Here is a 19,994-nt window from a genome sequence, read left to right as displayed (position 1 = left end):
CTGCTATTTATGCACGCAGTACTAAGTAGGGTGCAGCGCAAGGCCGGGCGCCTGCTGCGCGAGTGGGTTCCGTACCACCGCCAGTACCGCCCGGTTGGGGTGCATGCAAGCAGCGCGCAGCTGGCCCAGCAGGCTGGCAGCGGTGCCACGTATTACGAGATTGAGCCGGCCCACACCTCTACCCTGGTCCTGCCAATCGGGTTTTATGAGTGTGCGGCCGATTTCTCGGGCTTGCACGGCAAGCCCAACACTACCGAGCAACTGCCTACGGCCTTTGTAGTTACGCTGCGCAACGGCCGGGTGTACGCCGATAACCCCAACAGCGTGGCTATCATCAGCCATGATAATCGGCTGGTGGGCGACGTGTCGTTTCAGTACGGCGGCTCCTGGGACCTCACGCAACCCGAGCACAACAACATCTTCCGGCAGCAGTGGTTTCTGGAGCCTACTCGCATCGAGGGCACGGTATGCAGCCTGCTCTCGGGCGGCGGCGCGGCCTCGGGCAACTACTACCATTGGCTGATCGACTCGTTGCCGCGGCTGCACCTGCTGCAGGAGGCCGGGCTGCTCAGCTCCGTCGACTACTTCCTGGTGTACAACCGCAACCACGGCTTTGTGCGCGAGAGCCTCGCCCACCTAGGCATTGGCCCCGAGCGCATCATCGACGTAGAAACGCACCGCCACGTGCAGGCTACCCAGCTGATTGCCACCACCTCGGTGCGCGGCTCGGGCAACCACGTGCCGCAGTGGGCTGCCAACTACCTGCGCCAGGCTTTCTTACCCGCCGATGCAGCGCTGGCGAGCCGCTTCGGGCCGTTGGTGTACATCAGCCGGCGCGATGCCTCGGTGCGCCAAACGCGCAACGAAGCCGAGGTTGAGAAGCTATTGCACGGCTACGGCTTCGAAACCCATGTGCTCAGTCCCTACTCCTTTGCCGAAAAGGTAGCGCTGTTTGCGGGCGCGCGCATCATCGTGAGCCCCGTGGGCGCTGGCCTCACCAACCTGGTGTTCTGCCCCAACGGCTCCGATTTGGTCGAGCTGTTTCCGGAGCACTTTGTGGTGGCCGACTACCTCGACCTCGCTACCAAAGCCGGAATGCACTACCACTTTCAGCTCTCAACCCTAGGTGCCACCGTGAAAAACCGGTGGGAAGCTTGGGAAGAGGATTTGCTGATTGACGTTGACGCCTTGCGCGCCAAAGTTGAGCCCCTAGTTGCCGCTACCAAGCAGCAGTTAGCCTAGGCGGCTTCTGCCCTTCGCTCCTGCTTGCGGCTACTGGCCGCATTTCCTCCTGCTTAGCTAGCCTCTCCACCTCATGGCTACTTCTACCTCTACCCCTTCGGCGCTGCTCTCCATCGTAACCTGGAACAGCGCCGACTCCATTGAGCAATGCCTGGCCTCGGTGCTGGCCCAAGACTACCCCAACTTTGAGGTTTGGGTGGTCGATAACGCCTCCGCCGACGACACCTGCGCCCGCGTGCAACGCCTCATCGAAGGCGACGCGCGGGTGCAGTTGCATGCCCTTCCGAAAAACACTGGTTTTTGCGGCGGCCACAACTACTCCCTCGACCGCACCCACACCGATTTTGTTCTGCTCGTGAACCCCGATGTGGTGCTGCCGCCCGATTACCTGAGTCGCGCCATGCTGGCCATGCACCACGACGAACGTATTGGTACGGTGTGCGGGTTGCTGGTGCAAAGCCCCGACGCCGACCCCGTCATCGACTCGGCCGGTATGGACCGCCACCCCGACGGGCGCTACCGGCTGCGGCTGCACGGCCAGCGGGTATCGGAGGCTCGGCCACAAGCCGGTTGGGTCGATGGCGCCGATGGCGCATTGCCCTTGTACCGCCGCCGCTTCATCGACGATTTGCGCGTAGCCGGTCAGTTCTTCGACGAACGTTTCTTCGCCCACAAAGAGGACTGGGACATTGCTTGGCGCGGGCAATTGTACGGGTGGCGCACCTGGTTCGACCCGGAGTGCCGCGCGGTGCACCCGCGTGTGTTCCGCCCCGGCGACTTAACCTTGCGCCGCCGCCTAGGGGCAGCCATCAAGGCCGATGCGGTAAAGAACCAACTGTTGCTGCTGGCCAAGAACGCACCGGCAAAGCCTGGTTTTTGGCTGCGCTCTTTGCCGCGCCAAGCGGCCGTGCTGGCCTACACGCTGCTAATGGAGCGGCCCTCGTTATCGGCTTACTCTTACATCTGGCGCAACCGGCGCGAGGTGTTGGCTAGCCGCCGGTTGGTACAAGCACGGGCACGCCTAGGTGCGCCGCTGCCTAACAGCACCACCAATGCGGAGGCGCCCTTGCTGAGCCTTTGCGTGCCCACCTACAAACGGCCCGAGCTGCTCGAGCGCACCCTGCGCTCCATTGGCACCCTGCCGCCCGATGTGGAGCTGGTAATTTCCGACAACTCGCCGCCCGATGACACCCGCAGCGAGGAGTTGGTGCACCGCCTGCTTGCCGATGTGCCCGCCTCGCAGTGGCGCTACTACCACAACCCGCCCGGCGGCACCGGCGCCGGCAACTTCAACCTGTGCATTTTGCGGGCCACAGGGCACTACGTAATGCACCTGCACGACGACGATTACTTCTTTCCGGGCGGGCTGATGCTAATAGTGAACCGCTTGCGGCGCACCCGTCGCAACCACCCCACTGTGCTGTTCGGCGTCGATCTGGTGGATATGGAAGAACGCTTCATTCGTCACCAGGGCGTGAAGCAGGAACAATTCCTGAAGCCCACCGAAGCCCTGAAGCAGGTACTCACCGACTCCTCCATGGTGCGCATTCCGGCTATCATCGTCAGCCGCGAAGCCTACATGCAAGTTGGCTGCCTCGATGAGCAGCAAGGCAGCAGCGGCGACACCGACCTGTGGGCCCGTTTGTTTGCTATCCACGGCGTGCTGCGCGTACCCGAAACGCCGGCAGCCTACAGCATTCACCAAGGTGCCGTTACGGCGCAAATGTTCAACCAAACCACCATCAACCAGTTGCTGCGCATGTTCGACAAAGTGCGGACCGCGAAGCATCTGTCCGCTGACGTGCTTGATCAGGCGCAAGCGCATTTCTTCTACCAATTTGTGCTGGCTGGCGCCTACCGGGCTTTGCAGCGCGGCGATGTAGCCGAAGCCCGCCAAATCCTGAACCTCCTAGGTTTACCCGAGCTGCGCGACCTGCAAGTGCCCCTGCGCTGGATGCCCGTTCGTACGGCTTTCACGTTCTTGTCGCGCCTCGATGGCCGCATGGTCCGGCCGCTGCTGCCGTCGGTGTAGTAGCATTACAAGCCGTTTAACCCCCAAGCCCCGCAGCCCGGACAGGTGCTGCGGGGCTTTGTTTTTTGAGTTTCACTACCGCGGCGGTTCTAGCTTCCGCTGCAAATGGCAAACGCCCTAGGTGCTACGGGCACCTAAGGCGTTTGCCATGTCAGTTAGCTTTACGCTACGCTTTCCTCGGCCACGGGCGGCTTGGGCAGTTCGGCCAACGCGTAGCGGAAATCGAACAGGCGCTTGCTCGTAACCAGCTCCTTGTTTTGCTTGAACTCGGCCCAGCTGGTGAGCAGCACCAGCTCGTCGGCTTGCTCCACCACGCTCTCAAGCGAGTCTGCGTAGGCAATCGGCAGGTTGAACTCCTTGGCGAATACTTCGTTGGCCATGGGGTCGTAAGCCACGATGCGGTTGTAGCCCTGCGCCAGCAGCTTCTCGATGATGAATTTGCTCGGGCTCAGGCGCACGTCGTCGGAACCGCTTTTGAACGCCAGCCCCAAAATGCCAATGGTAGCCTCTTTGTTGGGCACCGCCGCGGCAATCTTGTTGGCCATGAAATCCATGATTTCCTCGTTGATCCGCAGGTTGCTTTCCAGGATTTTGGCCTCAAAACCGTTCTCCTTGGCAATGCTGGCCAGCGCGGCCGTATCCTTGGGCAGGCAGTAACCGCCGTAGCCGCAACCCGGAAACACGTAGCTCGCCATGTTGGCTGGGGCCCCACTCCAGCGCTTGTCCTGGTGCAGAATCTTGAACGCCGAAGGCACGTCGATGTCGCCGATGTGCTCAGCAATCATCGACATTTCGTTCGAGAAGCTGATCAGCGTGGAAAGCAGCGTGTTCGAGAGGTACTTAATGAATTCCGCCGAGTTGTACGTGACGTAGTGCACCGGCGCGTTGAAGGGCAGATAAATCTGATTTAGCACCTGCTTGGAGCGCTCATCCTCTACCCCAATCACGATGCGGTCGGGGTGCATAAAGTCGTCCCAGGCGTAGCCTTCGCGCAGAAACTCGGGGTTCGAGGCCAGCCCGATGGGCTTGTTGTACTCCTGATTCAGCTGATCGACGTAGGGCTTCACCTTCTTCGACACCGTGGAGGGCGGCACTGTGCTTTTCGTCACGATAACCTTGAAGTCGCCTTCGCTGGCTTCGAATACGTCCTTTACGGCGCTGAGCAGGTACGTAAGGTTGGCGCTGCCGTCGGGGTTGCCGGGGGTGCCCACGCAAATGATGATGGCCTTGCTGTCGTTCACAGCTTCCTGCAGCGAAGCATCAATGATGAAGTTCTGGCCCAGCTCTTCGCGCAGTGCTTCGTCGAGGTGCGGCTCGTAAAAGGGCACCTCGTAGTTTTTGATTTTACCGACGCGCTCCTGGTTTACGTCGATGCCGTACACCTTGAAGCCTTTCTTGCTGAACCCTAGGGCCGTGGTAAGCCCCACGAACCCAAGTCCGAGTACCGTTATCATTATAGCTGGCCGTTGTTGAGGTGAAGGAATTGGAGGTAGCGCTGAATGCCCTCCTCAATACGCACCTGCGGGTCGTACCCCAGGATGGTGCGCGCCTTAGTGAGGTCGGGGCAGCGGCGGTTGGGGTTGTCGGTCATGTACTCCTTATCCTGCGACACGCTGAAGGAGATTTTGCCCGTGTACCCAAAAATCTCGCGGCCGTTGCGCTCAAAGATTTCGGCAAACTCGCGCACCGACAGCTCGGGGTTGTCCATGCCGATGTTGAACACGTCGAACTTGCCGTGCAGCAGCACTTTCAGGTAACCGGTAATGGCATCGGAAATGTAGCAGAAGGTGCGCGTGGGCGTGCCGTCCGACAGAATCTCCAGGTCGCGGCCTTCTACCACGGCTTTGGCAAAGTCGGCGGGCAGGCGCTTGTCGTTGATGTTCATGCCGGGCCCGTAGTTGTTGAAGGGCCGGGCCATGCCGATGGGCATGTTGTACTTCTGCGAAAACAGGTAGCACAGCGTTTCGCCGAAGCGCTTGGCCTCGTCGTAGCAGGCGCGCGGCCCGATGGTGGCTACGTTGCCGCGGTAGTCCTCCTTGGTCGGGATAAATTCGGGGAACGGGTCGCCGTAAACCTCGCTGCTCGAGAAAAACAGGAAGCCGCGCAGTTGCTTCTCGGCGTAAAAATCGAGCAAGCGGCGCAGGCCCGTGATGTTCGCATCCACCGTCTCGATGGGGTAAATGCGGTAAAAAGTGGGCGAGGCAATGGAGGCCATGTGAATGACCAGATCGGCCTCTTCAGCGCCCGGCACATCGGCTACCGAGTCGGTAATCACATTGAACTCGTGCAGCTTAATTACCTCGGGGTTGCTGGCCACCAAGTTGTCGAGCCAGTCTTTGGTACCGGTGAGGAAGTTCTCGAGGGCGATGATGCGCTTGATCTGCAGCTCCTCGGCAAAGTGCGCGAAGAAGTGCATGAAGTAGTAGCCCAAAAAGCCGCCGCAGCCGGTCAGCAAAATGGTAGAGTCGCGTAGTTTATCCTTCTCTTGGTCGCTAAGCTTTTCATAGATAGCCACCATATCCTCCCGCAAAATGCGGTTGTCGGTTTTGGTAGGTAAGGCGTCGATCATGTAAGGTGTAGGTGAAAGGTGGAGGAGCGAATAGCGAAATGCCGAGCAGCGGTGTTTACACCAGCTCGGGCTTACGTTGCAAATGCGGGAAGAACATGGCCGTTTGCTCGCGGTAGAGGCGCTGCACCAGGTTGTCGGCGGGCAGCTCCACGTCGTCGAACGTAATGGGGTGGTCGCGAGGCACGTCGCGCTTCAGCACGCAGCCTTCGGCCAGGCCCACGGGCAGCAGGTTTTCCAGGCGGGCGGTTTCGGCGTTTTCGCACTGCCCGTAGGTGTCGTAGCCGCCTAGGCCATCGAGCTTGTGGCCTGCTTGCAACGGGGTTTTGGCATGGGTAATTACCTCTACCACCGGTCCACCTAGGGGCGCCATCACAATGTCCTGAAACAGCACCATGCGGGCTATGGAAATTGGAATTTCGGCGTAGATGAGGTGGTACGGCGTATAAAAGCTGTAGAGCGGCCCCGTGCCCAGCTTGCCATACTCGAGGTAATGCTTGGTTTTGGGGTCGTCGGTGGTGGCGTACACAAACACGCCCGGGCCGGGCTTAGGCCCCACCACGTAATCCACAATACCACCTAGGCGCTTCAGTTCCTCCACGTCGTACATGCCGGTCATGTCATCGATGTGGCCATCGTGGTGGTAGCCAAGCATACCGCGCTTGGCCACGCCCATGCCGGTGGCGTTGGCTACGCAGGCCTGCTCAATCGATATTTTGGTGCCGTCGGCAAAGCTGGTCACCATTTCGGGCGTCAGCTGCCAGCGTTCGGCAAACCCTTTTTGGGTGGTGGGGTTGCGGTAAAAATCCTGCAGCCCTTTGATGTTGCCGCAAATCAGCGGTGTCAGACCCAGGCCTTTCACAAAGCGGTACAGGTTCATGATTACGCCGGGTTGGTCGCCGTCGCAACCGCTCAGCATCACGCCAGCTTTGTCGGCGTACACTTTCATGATGGGCCCAATGGTGGCATCAACCTCCGGATTGAAAAGCAGCACGTGCTTTTTGTTCTGGATGGCTTTCATCACCAAGTTGGCGGCGTAGTGAATGGTGCCGGTGCACTCCACCAGCAAATCCAGCCCATCTACTTCGCACAGCAGTTCGGCATTTTCGGTTACAACCAAGCCCCCGCTCGAAATACACGCCTGCAACGATTCTAAATCGTTGCACTCCAGGGCTGTATTGCCGGTGTATTCGTAGGCTTCGTGCGCTTTGCTCAGGGTGCGGTTGGCAATTACGCTCACCACCATACCCGGCGTGTAGCGCATCACTTGGTTCACCATGCCCTTTGCCATTTCACCAGCGCCCCACAGTCCCACGCGGATTGGCCGTCCTTCTTGCTCGCGAGCTTGCAGAAATTTGTCAAGTATGATCATAACCTGTTTTGGTTGGCAAAGGCTTATACTGATTTTGATTTAAGATAGCGATAAGCAGAACAATATTTCTATTTATTCACAGTAAAATATTATATAAACTTTCACTGCAAATTAGTCTAATTCACAGTTACTGATCCATATCTAATTGATTATTAATTGATACAAATAATACTAATTAAAGAGTCATCAATTACCTGAATCGGAAGATATAATGACGACCTTCGGTTGGCTGTAAATAACAACCCCGCCGGTCCCTTTCGGGTCCGACGGGGCGGCACAAGGCATCGAAACTGCTCCACCTTTCAGTTTCGCGCCCGGTACACGGGTTGCACGGAGCGGCCGTGCAGGTATTTATCGAGGCCTTCGTCGAGGGCCTTGCGGTATACACCAAGCACCTCGTGCAGGCGCTCGGCAGTGAGTTCGATATCGGCCGGCTGGTGGGCGTAGCTCACAATCAGCGAAGGCAGCAGCAAGCCACGGCGCAAGGCCTCTTGCAGCACCAAGGTGCGGAACGGTTGCGAGGGCTGACGGTCGGCGTCGCGGGTGGCGTACACCATGCATTGCGGTTGCCCCAGCACCGCAAAATGTTCCGTGAGGTGATATTCGGCAATAGACTGCGCTACTAAACGACGCAAATACTCGCCGACTTGTTGCATGTGTTCGTTCACGGGCTCGCGGCGGTACGTGGCCAACACCGCACGCATAGCCGCCAGCGAGTGACTTTCGGCACCGTAGGTGGTGGAGAGCAGGAATACGCGCTCCTTCTGGTGGTGCAAACCGCCTAGCTCCATCAGCTCGCGCTTGCCCGTGAGAGCCGCAATGCTAAAGCCGTTGCCCAAGGCTTTGGCCCAGGTGCTCAGGTCGGGCTTTACGCCGTAGAGCGCCTGCGCGCCCCCAACGTGCCAGCGTAACCCAGTAATGATTTCGTCGAAGATGAGCACCGTGCCGTGCTGGTCGCACAAGCGGCGCAAACCGGGCAAAAAATCGGGAGCCGGCGGGGTTTCCTTCTCGATTTCTAGAATGATGCAGGCAATTTGGCCGGGGTGCCCGGCAAACAAGCGTTCCACACTGCCTAGGTCGTTGTAGCGGAAACCCAGCGTGAGCTGCCGCACGGAATCGGGAATACCCGCCCGAATGGCGGTAGTACCGATAAACCAATCGTCGGTGGAAAAGAACGGATGATCTTGGCAGCAAGCTACCAGGTCGCGGCCGGTGGCAGCGCGGGCCAGCTTGATTGCGGCGGTGGTTACGTCGGAGCCGTTTTTGGCGAACTTCACCATGTCGCCGGCGCCGGTGGTTTCCAAAAAGTCCTCTGCAGCACGCAGTTCCAGCATGGTGGGGCGGCCTACGTTGGCGGTACCCCGCAGCATTTCGCGCTGGGCCGCCTTTATTACCGGCGCGTAAGCATGACCTAGGGTTACGGCCCGCAAGCCCATGCCGTATTCGATGTACTCCTTCTGCTCGGTATCCCACACGCGGCAGCCCTTGCCGCGCACGAGGTACGGCGCCATGCTCTCCGGAAACTGGTCGTCGCCTTTGGCATAGGTATGACTACCACCCGGAATGACGGCGTGAAAGCGCTCCTGCAGCGCCGGCACATCGGTGGGCATGGCCGCAGCCGCACTTGCCGGAGCATCGGCTACGGGCGGCGAGGGAGCCGCAAGTACAGAGGGAGTCATATCGGAAGTAGGGTGTTGAGGTGGAGGCTGAGAGAGGTAAGCGGTGCGGCCCTAGGTCAGAGCATCAGGAATTCGCCCCGGAAGCCAAGCTGCCGGGCCTGTTCCTGGATTTCGGGAGCGTAGGTTGGGTTGCTGATAAAGACCACATCGGGGCGGTACGTCATCAGCTGTTCGGGAGCCACCACCGGGTGCGCGGTGCGGGGCATAAACTGCCCTTGCCGGCGCGGGTTGATATCCACCACCGCTACAACGGCGTCGTTCAGATCGAACGTGTTCAGGAAGGTGATGGCGCGCGAACCGGCAGCCCAGATTACCACGTGCTTGCCACTGCTACGCAGCTCCTCTACGCGGAGTTGCCACTGCGCAATTACTTTATCGGCGGCGGCGGTAAAGGCCCGCACCGCCACGGGCGTGGTGGGGTCGTGGGTGGGCGGCAACGAGGCGGGGTCCTCTAGGGGCATGCCAGCGGGACGCGCTACCAGGCTGATGTATTCGCCGTGCCAACACGGTTGTACCTCCAGCACCTCGAACCCGCAGCTACGGAACAAGTACGCCAACGATTGCGGCGTAAACCACGCCGAGTGCTCGTTCACGATGTTCCAGACCACCTGTTCGCCAATGTTGTAGAGGGCGTTGGGCACTTCAAAATAAACCAAAGGCTGCTCGCCTTCCGGAATGGCCCGGCGCAGCATACGCACAAACTCGGCTTGGTTGCCGGCCATGATATCGAGCATGTGGCGGCAGCTGATGAGCTCCGCGCCGCGTAGCTTATCAGCTTTATCAGGACCAAAAAACTCCTTCACAAACTCCAGCCCTTGGGGGTCGGTTTGGCCTTCCCTAGGTGCGTAGCCAGGGTCGATGCCCAGGCCCGAGTTCATGCCCGCGCGCAGCAGCGTGCGCAGGAAGTCGCCGTCGCCGCAGCCAATATCTACCACCCGCTTTTCTTCCAAGCCGTAACGCTGCACTAGGTCTTGCCCCAGCCCATCGGTGAAGGCCTTAAACGAAGGCGAAAACTCCAGCGAAAAGTCGTTGCGGGTGTGGGTGATTTTGGCCGGCTCGTACGCCTCGTTTACGATGAAGTGGCAGTGCGGGCAAAACGACAGCCGCACGTCGGTAAAGGGGGCATGGAGGGCCGCCTCATGTGTGGGCCACAGAATACCCGTTTGGGTAGGCACCCCGTGCACCTCGTAGAATATCTCGCAATCGTTGGTGCCGCAAACCATACAGGGCTTGCTGGCAGCCACTCGCGGGGGAGCTTCCGTTAATACTTGGGGTTCCATATGCCAGTGGAGAGAGAAGTAGGTGGAGAGAAGCGTTTTATCAGGCTTTGGTCAACAGCCCGACTTGGCGCAGGGCCCGAGCAGCCTTGTTCAGCAGCCGAAACTCGAGGCCCGAGCGTTCGGCTACGTCGAGCAGCGTGTGCTGCCCATCGGATTGATTGAGCACCCAGAGCAAAGCCATTTGCCATTGCTGGCCATCGAGTCCGCCCCCTAGGTGCTTATACAGCCCGCGGCGGCCCAGCTGCGGTTCGCCAAAAGGGCTTAGGTTTTGGTAGGCGTAGTTGTGTTCGAGCACCTGGCACACCCGCCGCAGCACCCGCCACGATTCTTTCAGCTGGCGCGGCTGCACAAAATCGGGGTTGTCGGCCGAGGTGTGATACTCCGGAAACTCGCCGAAGGGCGTGCGGGTAAGGCAGCCCACCGGCAGGTTGAAGCCCGGCGAACAGTACTGCCGCTCGTCGTAGCCGTAGGGCGAAAACGCGCGCTGCTCGAAGCCGCCTAGGTCGGCATCGCGCAAGGCCACGGCCACAGCTCGGTCGATGGTGGTTTGCGCCTGCCGCGAGCTTTTGTAGGTGAAGTTGCCTGGGCCACCTAGGAGCGACAACACCAACCCGTGCCGGATGCGCGGTACTGCCGTGTGCTGGTGCTCGTGTAGCCAGGTAATGGCTCCAACGGTTACGGGCACAAACACAAAGCGGTAGGTGTAGCGCCGCCTGGGGCGGGCGGCCAGCCATTGCGCTAGCTCGGCTGCCACTACCAGGCTCGCCAGGTTATCGTTGGCAAGCGAGGGGTGGCAGATGTGGCACGAAAACAACACCTCTTCCTCCGACTCGCCGTGCAACACGAGTTGCCCATAAGTAAGCGAACCATTGGCATCGAGCGTCGAGTCGATGCACACTTCGTACTCATCGTCGAGCAACTGCTGGCGTTGGTTGTGCGCCAAGCAAAAGCCCCACGTGGGGTTGTAGTAGCTTGTGCGGTAGGGTATCAGATCGGGCTGTTCGGGCAAAGAGTGCAGGTGCTCCTCAAGCTCGGCACGGCTTACCCAGCGGTGCACCGGCGTGCTGTAGCTTACCACGTGCAGGCTGTGCTCCCGAAAATCAACCACTCGCCTCCCCTGCCGGTCGGCAATGTAGGCGTCGCGGATGTTCCACTCCGCGGGTACTGCCCAGTCGAAAACGGGCGTGCCGCTGGCAACCTCGTGCACCTGCAGGCCGGGCGGCAAGTGCCGCTCCAGCACGTGCAGCGTCTGGCGCACCCCATCGCCGGTGATGCTCCGGCAAATGGGATACAGCTCGCGCAGCAGCGCGTGCATAGCCCGGCCCGAGCCGGTTGCACGCGGCTCTGCCAACGCGGTGGCCGCAGCCTCCTCAGACTTGTGCGACGCGGTTGGTGCTGGGTGCATAGCTAAATACCTCGAGCTGCGGAATAGCCACTACAAACTGTCCGCCCCACTCGTTGATGAAATCGAGGTGCTCGGCAATTTCTTCGCGCAGATTCCAGGGTAAAATCACCACGTAGTCGGGCTTTTCTTCCCGGATCATTTCCGGGGCAAGTACCGGAATGTGGCTTCCTGGCAAGTATTTATCCTGCTTGTAGGGCGAGGCATCGGCTACAAACTCGATAAGCCCCGTGCCCTGAATGCCGCAGTAGTTGATGAGGGTATTGCCCTTAGCTGCCGCGCCGTAGCCGGCCACGCGCTTACCTAGGCGCTTTTGCTCCAGCAAAAACTCCAAGAAATCGGTGCGCACGGTATCGATGCGGGGCTGAAAATCCTGGTAGTACTCCAGCGTGAGCATGCCGGCTTCCCGCTCGCGGGCCAGCAAATCGCGCACTGCCTCGGTCACCGGCTTGGTGGTATCGGCGGTGTGACGCGCAAAGATGCGCAACGAACCACCGTGCGTCGGCAGCTCCTGCACATCGAACACGGTGAGGCCCTGCGAAGCAAAAATGCGATTTACCGTGCTCAGCGACAGGTAGCTGTAGTGCTCGTGGTAAATAGTATCGAACTGGCATTTCTCTACCAGGTTCAGCAAGTGCGGAAACTCCATCGTTACCACGCCACCGGGTTTCAGGGCAACGTGCATGCCGCCCACAAAGTCGTTGATGTCGGGCACGTGGGCCAGCACGTTATTGCCGATGATAAGGTCGGCTTTCTGATCGGAGCTGGCCAGCTCGCGGGCCAGTTTGGTGGTGAAGAAGTCGACCAGCGTGCGGATGCCCTTGCCGGCCGCAATGCGCGCGGTGTTGGCAGTAGGGTCGATACCCAGCACCGGTACACCGTGCTCGCGGAAGTACTGCAGCAGGTAGCCGTCGTTGGAGGCCGCTTCGATAACCAGCGAATCTTGGTTGTAGCCGAAGCGCTCCATCATCATGTCCACGTAGCGCCTGGCGTGGTTGAGCCAGCTGGTGGAGTACGAGGAGAAGTAGGTGTATTCGGAGCCGAAAATCTCGACGGCTTTTTTCACCTCTCCTATTTGCACCAAAAAGCAGTTGTGGCAGACGTAGGTTTTGAGCGGATAATTCAGCTCTGGCTCTTCCAGCTGCTGTGCATTCAGCATGGAGTTGGAAGGCGGGCAGTGGCCTAGGTCAGCGAAAACGTGGTGTAGTTCTGTTTCACAGTGACGGCAGTTCATGGCTCAAGAAAAGGCTGTGGCGTATCAGGTGGAAGTGGTTGAGCGGCCCAAAGCTCCCCGGCTTTGGCTTGCTACCTTGCTAGGCGGCTAATAATGTGTATTGAGTGCGATTACTGATAGTAGCTAGCGAACGGTGGCCTACTCAGTATTTATAATGCTGAAGGGCAAGCCTGCAGCCGGTACTTCAGAGGGTAGTAGCCACCACAGCCTTGTTGGTGCGGAGCAAATTGAAATTGGGTTGTTGTTGGTCGCGGGCAGATACCACCACGGGCTCAAACGGCCACTCAATACCAAAGGCCGGGTCGTTCCAGCGAATGCCCCGCTCGTGGGCCGGCGAGTACTTAGCCGACACTTGGTAGCTGATATCGGTATCGTCCTTGAGCGTCAGGAAACCGTGGGCAAAACCGGCCGGTACGTACAGCATCCGGTACGATTCGGCCGTTAGCTCCACACCTAGCCACTGGCCGTAGGTAGGCGAATCGGGTCGCAAATCCACGATGACATCGTACAGCGCGCCGCGGGTGCAGCGCACCAGCTTCGTTTCGGCGCAAGGCTCTGCTTGGTAGTGCAACCCGCGCAATGTGCCTTTGCGAGGATTGGAAGAAAGGTTGGCTTGCAGAGGAGGCGTGACAATGCCGTGCGCGGCAAACTCGTCTTCGCACCAAGAGCGGGCGAAAAAGCCCCGCTCATCGGCTATACGCTCCACATCGATGATGAAAGCGCCGGGAAGCTCGGTCTCGGTGAAAATCATAACAGTGGGTATTGCAACAGGCTAGGCAGCAGGCAGCGGGCGAAATCAGAAACCAGCTGTTGGGGCTGGGGTAGTGCTGGCGCTGCCTCGTCACCTAGGCAGGTACAAGGCCAGCACAGCACAAGAAGTAACGCCGGCCCAGCGTAGCGCGCTGGCCGATTGCAACAGTAAAGCGTTAGTCGATGGGCAGAATCGTGGGCACGGCAATTCGCTCGCCAATGGGGGCTTGGACCGGCGCCGACAAAATTTCTTCCATCACCGGATCGGCAACCTTGGTGGGTTCATCGCCCCATACTTTCCAGGCGGCGGTGCCGCGCTGCCACAAATCTTCGAGCAGGTTTTTATCGCGGAGCGTGTCCATGGGCTGCCAGAAACCGGTGTGGCGGTACGCGGCCAGCTTGCCTTCCGCAGCAAGGTGCTCCAGCGGCGCTTTTTCCCACACGGTGCTGTCGTTTTCGATGTAGTCGAACACGCCCGGCTCCAGTACAAAGAAGCCGCCGTTAATCCAGGGCGTTTCGGCGCCTTCGGGCTTCTCGGTGAAGGCTTCGATGCGGCCCGAGCTCTCGCTGAGGTTGAACACTCCAAAGCGGCCGGGCTGGCGCACAGCCGTTAGGGTAGCCGTAGCACCCTGCTCGCGGTGGAAGCGCACGGCCTCCCGGATATTAATATCGCCAACGCCGTCGCCGTAGGTCATGCAAAACGTTTCGTTGCCGAGGTACTCGCGCACGCGGCGTAGGCGGCCGCCAGTCATGGTTTCTTGGCCCGTATCAACAAGCGTTACCGTCCAGGGCTCGGCGTTGTGGCGGTGTACCTGCATTTCGTTGCGGTCGACGCGGAAGGTGATATCAGCGTTGTGCAGAAAATAATCAGCAAAGTACTGCTTGATCATGTGCCCCTTGTAACCGCAGCACACCACAAAGTCGGTGATGCCGTGGTGGGCGTAAATTTTCATGATGTGCCACAAAATGGGCCGGCCGCCAACCTCAACCATGGGTTTAGGCCGGACGCCGCTTTCCTCGCTGATGCGGGTGCCGTAGCCGCCCGCCAGGATAACTGCTTTCATTATTAGGTGAAGTTTGGTGGAGAGTAGCGGTTGAGCTGCTACGCACGCCTACCCAAGGTGACGCGCAGGCAGAATAACGTAATCGATATGATTAAAGATATTTTTTATTATAAATTATCACTTACCGGTACAACAATAAATTTTATAAAGTATAAAATAGCTTCAAAATATCCAATGGCGCTACCTAGCGCTGACAACGTAAGCAACTGCCTACCAAGGGGCTGCCTCTGCGGGCCGCCCTACAATTTGTTGCACTCCTTTTTTGGTTATTAGCCACACAAAGCGAGAATTGGTGACGAGGTAGCGGCGCCACAAACGGCGTGGCTCCAAGTACAGTCGGTAAGCCCACTCGAGCCAAAGCTTACGCGCCCAAGCCGGCAAGCGGCGCTCCAGGCCAGCATACGTCATGAAGGCTTGCCCCACGCCGAGCATGCATGCTTTAACGCGGCCTTGGTGCGTGGCCATCCACTGCTCTTGTCGGGGGCAACCTAGGGCTACAAACACCAGATCGGGGTTAGCCTCGTTGATACGAGCTACATCTGCATCGTCTTCCGCTTGCGTGAGTTGGCGGAAAGGCGGCGCATGCATTCCGGCAATACGCAGCGAAGGCAGCTCGCGGCGTATACGGTCCTCGATGGCTTGCAGAACCTGGCCCGTAGTGCCGTAGAAATAAACCGATTGGCCGCGGCGCGCTGCTTCTTCGAGCAACATTGGCAAGGTATCCATGCCCGCAACGCGCGGTTGGCGGGGGCCGCCAAACCAGCGCACGGCCGCAGCCACGGGGCTGCCATCGGGGGCTACTACCGCAGCTCTATTTACAACGGAGCGAAACGTAGGATGGCGGTAGGCCTCTACAACCATGTGCACGTTGGCGAAGCACACATAGGAGGATGTACGGGCCGCACCCAGCTTCAGAATGGTGTCTACCATGGCGGTAGGCGTACCAGTAGAAATCCAGGTGTTCAAGACAGGGTAACGTGGTAGCACAGAAGCGGTGGATGAGTGGGTAAGCAGAAGTAAACTACTGCGCAGCTTAGGTGTAGGCGGTGCTAATACGGCAGCTAGCTAGTAAGCGTTTTTCTCGCCGCGCACCATGTTCCACACGGTCTGGCCAATGATCTTCATGTCGAGGCCAAACGACCAGTTCTCAACGTACTTAAGGTCGTACTCCACCCGCTTTTCCATGGTGCCTTGTTCGCGGGTTTCGCCGCGGTAGCCATTTACCTGGGCATAGCCCGTAATTCCTGGCGTTACAGCATGCCGCAACTGGTATTGCGTAATATGTTTAGAGTACTCCTCGAGCTGCGAAACCATGTTGGGGCGCGGCCCCACAACCGACATATGCCCCAGCAGCACATTGAAGAACTGCGGCAGCTCATCGAGGTTGTACTTGCGTAGGTAAGCACCCACACGAGTTACCCGCGGATCGTTTTTGGTAGCCTGCAGCTCCGTACGCCCATGATTGGCGCTCATGGTACGTAGCTTGAAGCACGGAAACAATTGGTTATGCTTGCCGGGGCGCATTTGCTTGAAGAAGATGGGCCCCGAAGAATCGAGCTTAATCAGCAGTGCCAGAATGGGCATGATTACCGGAAACACCAGCAGGATAACTGCCAGCGAGAAGGCAATATCAAAGATGCGTTTTAGCATTTGGTTTGTGCGAATACCTAGGGGCTCGTGCCGAATAGTGAGGATGGGCATGTGGTCGTAGAAGTACACATTTACATCCTTGCGCACGGTGCCTCGGAAATCGGGCACGATACGGAACGAGAGGAAGTGCTGGTCGGCAAACTCCGATAGCTCTTCGATCAATTCGCGGCGGTCGAGAGGCAGGGCAAAGTAGATTTCGTCTATGCGGTTTTGTTCACAAAAGGTTTTCAGATCGGCTACGTTGCCGCGCACAAGGTTGCGCAGACCGCCTGGCACGGGCTCGTCGGCGAAAAACCCGGCGAATTCATTCGCAATTGGGTCATGCGAGGCCAAGAAGCGGTAAAGGCTTTGCCCACTTTCTCCCGCACCTACAATTACGTAGCGGCTGATTGGGCGCGCCACATGCTTGAGGTAATGACGGTAACCAAAAGTGAGGAGAAAGCGCCCTGTTACCACGGCCATCAGCGACAAGCTGTAGGCTGCAAACAAGAAGCGCGCCGGTACCCAGTATTGCTTCATCAAAACGGCACCGGTAAGTAGCAGCACCGCGTGCAGTAAAAATGTACGCACCACGTACATCAGCTTTTCAGGGTACGTAATGAGCTTATCGACGCGGTAAATGTTGGCGTACTGCCCCGATAGTATCCACCACAACAGTGCGAATACTACAAACAAAGCGGGGTAGATACCCTCAAAAGCCCAAGTGCCCGACGTTATATATCCGGCGCAACGGAAGGCGCCAAATATGAGCAGTACATCGGTAATTGGCAGGATTAGACGTGATGCATCGGTGTAGTGGCGGTACCGTTCCATAATTACGGGTGCAGGTGGTTGCGACGTAAGGATCAGGAGGTGCCAGAGTCCTTAACTAGGCCTCAGTACGGGCAATTTAAGGAAAGGATATTACTTAACGTTTAATAATTATTACTTATTTTATGATAAGTAACATACATCTAGATTAAGTGCCACACTTGAGCTTAGTAATGTATGCGGTACTGCCGAGCTTGCCTACTCATGAATAGTGCTCCCCCGGACCTGTTTTTAAGTACACCTAATAACTAAAACCCTGAGGGGCAGGCGTTTTGTCACTAACCTACTTTCCAAGTGTTCATAGCCACGAAAAGCAGTTGAATCGACGTCCCAAGCTTTCCGATAGTGGTTGAGTTATATAGAAGGGAGTGTCGATTTTTCTCTGTACCGAAAGAATCTCGAACTGCACTGCCCCTCTCTTGCTTGTTCAGGTTGTCTAGCATGAACTGACCTCAAAGAGCTGTTCTCGTTGCTGCCCAACACCATTGAACCAAGCACGTCCTGGCTCGTAGCTAATAGAGTGTGGGAAACGAATCTATGCTTGTCCGTAACCTAAGCCGTCAAGGTCCATTCGGTGCTTCGGCATAGCCTCACTTCAAGCGCTCGGCTATATTTGGAGATGAATATAGCATACGTCATAGCCGCTGCCGCAAGCGCTGATATACCAGACCTTGTGCAGCTAATTAATGGCGCTTACCGCAGCTCTCCTGAACAAGCCGGCTGGACGAGCGAAGGTCACTTGCTTAGCGGTCCGCGCACCGATGCGGCTGCTTTGCAAGAATTGATTACCAAACCTGCTGCTACCATCTTCACCTATCGAGATGAAACGCAAGAGCTAAAAGGCTGCATATTTTTACAACCCCAACGGGGTACATTATACTTAGGCTTACTAGCAGTGCAACCCGCCGCCCAAGCCGCTGGCATCGGCAAAAAGTTACTAGCTTTCGCCGAAGTGCATGCCAAACGATATGCTTGCCTGAGCATTACCATCACAGTGCTTTCAGCCCGCCCCGAACTGGCTGCTTGGTACGAGCGGCATGGCTTCCGCGCAACTGGCCATACGCAAGCATTGCCTGTTGAAGATCGGTTTGGCGTGGCTAATCGAGAACTTACTCTAGTAGAAATGCGGAAAGAACTTGATTAACCGAAGTAATTAAAATGATATATAATCTTAGAATCAACAGTACTTTCTAGATTGATGGGCAAAATAATACCCAGTACTGATAAACCGACTCGATAGTACTTTGCTATCATCCACTGATTTCACTAGCTGTATCCTACTAAGCTTTGGTAATATGCGCCGCGACATCGAAAGGACACGTTGGCGTAAGCTGGTGCTTAACCGTCCAATCATTGCAAAGTGTCATCCTACTTTAAATCTGTGCAGCTTTTGGGGACGTAGATAAGTAGTTTATTTTAAGCATTAGGACGCAAACATTTAGTATAGACCAACACTCAGCTTGAGCGAAGCAAATTGTGTTCACCCACCTGCACACTTAAATATTTCTCTTTTAGCTAAGTAATTATATGACGCCCCGTCTTGGTGCCCCGGGGCGGGGGCGGTGGGGCGGTACAAACAGCCGAGGCCCCGCCGCGGCGGTTCCTGGAGGGCAGGAACCCGCGGGGGGCCTCGGGCAAGGGACAAGGTTGGCGGCGACCGACTCTCCCGCCGGCGAAGGCAGTACCATGGGCGCTCCGGGGCTTAACGGCTCTGTTCGGAATGGGAAGAGGTGAACACCCGGGCTAAAGCCACCATTGTCGTAGCGGACATCCCGGCTGGTGAAGCGGCGGGCGCCGTGGGCTTGTGACGCACGGCCAGCAAACGCAGCGGAAAAATTACGAGGCGGTATTCGGAAGCGTTCGGTTCATTAGTACCGCTCGGCTGGCCGTCTCCGGCTTAAGACCTGCGGCCTATCGACGTGGTGATCTACCACGGACCTTCTTGAACGGAATGCTCATCTTCAGGTGAGTTTCGCACTTAGATGCTTTCAGCGCTTATCTCGACCCAGCGTAGCTACCCAGCGCTGCACCTGGCGGCACAACTGGTACACCAGCGGCTGGTCCAACCCGGTCCTCTCGTACTAAGGTCAGGTCCTGTCAACATTCCAACGCCCGCCACAGATAGGGACCGAACTGTCTCACGACGTTCTGAACCCAGCTCGCGTGCCACTTTAATCGGCGAACAGCCGAACCCTTGGGACCTTCTCCAGCCCCAGGACGTGACGAGCCGACATCGAGGTGCCAAACCTCCCCGTCGATATGAGCTCTTGGGGGAGATCAGCCTGTTATCCCCGGCGTACCTTTTATCCTTTGAGCGATGGCCCTTCCATGCGGAACCACCGGATCACTATATCCGTCTTTCGACCCTGCTCGGCCTGTACGCCTCACAGTCAAGCCCGCTTCTGCTATTGCGCTCTGCATCCGGTTACCAAGCGGATTGAGCGGACCTTTGAAAGCCTCCGATACACTTTTGGAGGCGACCACCCCAGTCAAACTACCCACCAGACACTGTTTCCCGTCGTCCGAGATTAGGCCCCAAGCAACGCAAGGGTGGTATTTCAACGTCGGCTCCCCGAGACCTAGCGGCCCCGGTTCAACGCCTCCCACCTATGCTACACATGCGGTGCCCAGGGTCAATGTCAAGCTGTAGTAAAGGTGCACGGGGTCTTTCCGTCCCGTGGCGGGTACTCGGCATCTTCACCGAGACTACAATTTCACCGAGCTCACGGCTGAGACAGCGCCCAGATCGTTACACCATTCGTGCAGGTCGGAACTTACCCGACAAGGAATTTCGCTACCTTAGGACCGTTATAGTTACGGCCGCCGTTTACCGGGGCTTCGATTCAGACCTTCGCCTTGCGGCTAAGTCCCCCTCTTAACCTTCCGGCACCGGGCAGGTGTCAGGCCTTATAC

The 19,994-nt window shown here is 57.9% G+C and carries 14 protein-coding genes and 2 rRNA genes; 3 read left to right on the top strand and 13 right to left on the bottom strand.

All coding sequences use genetic code 11. The annotated features are described in order from the left end of the window. Positions 1–9 precede the first annotated feature (9 nt). The gene (locus tag ASU33_RS10455; protein ID WP_078063053.1) at positions 10–1,242 is read left to right on the top strand and encodes a glycosyltransferase family 61 protein; all 1,233 of its coding nucleotides are present in this window, start codon (positions 10–12) and stop codon (positions 1,240–1,242) included. Between the two features lie 73 nt (positions 1,243–1,315). Then, complete coding sequence (locus ASU33_RS10450; RefSeq protein ID WP_059070806.1) at positions 1,316–3,274, top strand: glycosyltransferase family 2 protein; 1,959 nt, start codon at positions 1,316–1,318, stop codon at positions 3,272–3,274. A 161-nt stretch (positions 3,275–3,435) separates the two neighbouring features. On the opposite strand, the gene ASU33_RS10445 is transcribed toward ASU33_RS10450, so the two are convergent. The 11 genes from ASU33_RS10445 to ASU33_RS10395 form a co-directional block, all read right to left on the bottom strand. After that, positions 3,436–4,728 (bottom strand): UDP-glucose dehydrogenase family protein, encoded by a 1,293-nt coding sequence (locus tag ASU33_RS10445; RefSeq protein WP_173664838.1) that lies wholly within the window; start codon positions 4,726–4,728, stop codon positions 3,436–3,438. Next, the gene (locus ASU33_RS10440; RefSeq protein WP_059070804.1) at positions 4,728–5,843 is read right to left on the bottom strand and encodes an NAD-dependent epimerase/dehydratase family protein; all 1,116 of its coding nucleotides are present in this window, start codon (positions 5,841–5,843) and stop codon (positions 4,728–4,730) included. The genes ASU33_RS10445 and ASU33_RS10440 overlap by 1 nt, the downstream gene beginning before the upstream one ends. Positions 5,844–5,898: 55 nt before the next feature. Beyond that, positions 5,899–7,212 (bottom strand): NAD(P)H-dependent oxidoreductase, encoded by a 1,314-nt coding sequence (locus ASU33_RS10435; RefSeq protein WP_059070803.1) that lies wholly within the window; start codon positions 7,210–7,212, stop codon positions 5,899–5,901. Positions 7,213–7,514: 302 nt separating this feature from the next. Continuing rightward, positions 7,515–8,891: a glutamate-1-semialdehyde 2,1-aminomutase gene (locus tag ASU33_RS10430; RefSeq protein ID WP_216818561.1), complete on the bottom strand. Its 1,377-nt coding sequence runs from the start codon at positions 8,889–8,891 to the stop codon at positions 7,515–7,517. Between the two features lie 56 nt (positions 8,892–8,947). Continuing rightward, entirely contained in the window at positions 8,948–10,171 is a 1,224-nt protein-coding gene (locus ASU33_RS10425) for a class I SAM-dependent methyltransferase (RefSeq protein ID WP_078063052.1), read from the bottom strand. A 40-nt stretch (positions 10,172–10,211) separates the two neighbouring features. After that, a complete protein-coding gene (locus ASU33_RS10420; RefSeq protein WP_078063051.1) occupies positions 10,212–11,576 on the bottom strand; it encodes a DUF4910 domain-containing protein in 1,365 nt (454 codons plus the stop codon). Then, entirely contained in the window at positions 11,542–12,807 is a 1,266-nt protein-coding gene (locus ASU33_RS10415) for a class I SAM-dependent methyltransferase (protein ID WP_059070801.1), read from the bottom strand. The genes ASU33_RS10420 and ASU33_RS10415 overlap by 35 nt, the downstream gene beginning before the upstream one ends. 184 nt (positions 12,808–12,991) lie before the next feature. Further along, entirely contained in the window at positions 12,992–13,558 is a 567-nt protein-coding gene (gene rfbC, locus ASU33_RS10410) for a dTDP-4-dehydrorhamnose 3,5-epimerase (RefSeq protein WP_059070800.1), read from the bottom strand. A gap of 175 nt (positions 13,559–13,733) precedes the next feature. Next, a complete protein-coding gene (gene rfbF, locus ASU33_RS10405; RefSeq protein ID WP_078063050.1) occupies positions 13,734–14,621 on the bottom strand; it encodes a glucose-1-phosphate cytidylyltransferase in 888 nt (295 codons plus the stop codon). 210 nt (positions 14,622–14,831) lie between these two features. Continuing rightward, positions 14,832–15,587 carry a WecB/TagA/CpsF family glycosyltransferase gene (locus tag ASU33_RS10400; protein ID WP_286130479.1) on the bottom strand — a complete coding sequence of 252 codons (756 nt, stop codon included), beginning with the start codon at positions 15,585–15,587 and terminating at the stop codon, positions 14,832–14,834. A gap of 99 nt (positions 15,588–15,686) precedes the next feature. Further along, the gene (locus tag ASU33_RS10395; RefSeq protein WP_078063049.1) at positions 15,687–17,084 is read right to left on the bottom strand and encodes an undecaprenyl-phosphate glucose phosphotransferase; all 1,398 of its coding nucleotides are present in this window, start codon (positions 17,082–17,084) and stop codon (positions 15,687–15,689) included. A 616-nt stretch (positions 17,085–17,700) separates the two neighbouring features. Between ASU33_RS10395 and ASU33_RS10390 the strand changes: the two genes are divergently transcribed. Further along, positions 17,701–18,225 (top strand): GNAT family N-acetyltransferase, encoded by a 525-nt coding sequence (locus tag ASU33_RS10390; RefSeq protein WP_078063048.1) that lies wholly within the window; start codon positions 17,701–17,703, stop codon positions 18,223–18,225. A gap of 501 nt (positions 18,226–18,726) precedes the next feature. On the opposite strand, the gene rrf is transcribed toward ASU33_RS10390, so the two are convergent. Then, a 5S ribosomal RNA gene (gene rrf, locus ASU33_RS10385) occupies positions 18,727–18,838 on the bottom strand. A 90-nt stretch (positions 18,839–18,928) separates the two neighbouring features. Continuing rightward, positions 18,929–19,994: ribosomal RNA gene (locus ASU33_RS10380) — 23S ribosomal RNA — on the bottom strand; the annotation flags it as partial.

This window comes from Solirubrum puertoriconensis (genome assembly GCF_001483135.1).
Classification (GTDB): domain Bacteria; phylum Bacteroidota; class Bacteroidia; order Cytophagales; family Hymenobacteraceae; genus Solirubrum; species Solirubrum puertoriconensis.
This window is presented reverse-complemented; position numbering and strand designations above follow the sequence as displayed.

Bases quoted from the DNA above. Each gene is read 5' to 3' on its own strand.
- ASU33_RS10425 (WP_078063052.1), bottom strand. From the start codon at position 10,171: ATGGAACCCCAAGTATTAACGGAAGCTCCCCCGCGAGTGGCTGCCAGC.
- rfbF (WP_078063050.1), bottom strand. From the start codon at position 14,621: ATGAAAGCAGTTATCCTGGCGGGCGGCTACGGCACCCGCATCAGCGAG.
- ASU33_RS10420 (WP_078063051.1), bottom strand. From the start codon at position 11,576: ATGCACCCAGCACCAACCGCGTCGCACAAGTCTGAGGAGGCTGCGGCC.
- ASU33_RS10435 (WP_059070803.1), bottom strand. From the start codon at position 7,212: ATGATCATACTTGACAAATTTCTGCAAGCTCGCGAGCAAGAAGGACGG.
- ASU33_RS10395 (WP_078063049.1), bottom strand. From the start codon at position 17,084: ATGGAACGGTACCGCCACTACACCGATGCATCACGTCTAATCCTGCCA.
- ASU33_RS10440 (WP_059070804.1), bottom strand. From the start codon at position 5,843: ATGATCGACGCCTTACCTACCAAAACCGACAACCGCATTTTGCGGGAG.
- rfbC (WP_059070800.1), bottom strand. From the start codon at position 13,558: ATGATTTTCACCGAGACCGAGCTTCCCGGCGCTTTCATCATCGATGTG.
- ASU33_RS10430 (WP_216818561.1), bottom strand. From the start codon at position 8,891: ATGACTCCCTCTGTACTTGCGGCTCCCTCGCCGCCCGTAGCCGATGCT.
- ASU33_RS10390 (WP_078063048.1), top strand. From the start codon at position 17,701: ATGAATATAGCATACGTCATAGCCGCTGCCGCAAGCGCTGATATACCA.
- ASU33_RS10415 (WP_059070801.1), bottom strand. From the start codon at position 12,807: ATGAACTGCCGTCACTGTGAAACAGAACTACACCACGTTTTCGCTGAC.
- ASU33_RS10450 (WP_059070806.1), top strand. From the start codon at position 1,316: ATGGCTACTTCTACCTCTACCCCTTCGGCGCTGCTCTCCATCGTAACC.
- ASU33_RS10445 (WP_173664838.1), bottom strand. From the start codon at position 4,728: ATGATAACGGTACTCGGACTTGGGTTCGTGGGGCTTACCACGGCCCTA.
- ASU33_RS10455 (WP_078063053.1), top strand. From the start codon at position 10: ATGCACGCAGTACTAAGTAGGGTGCAGCGCAAGGCCGGGCGCCTGCTG.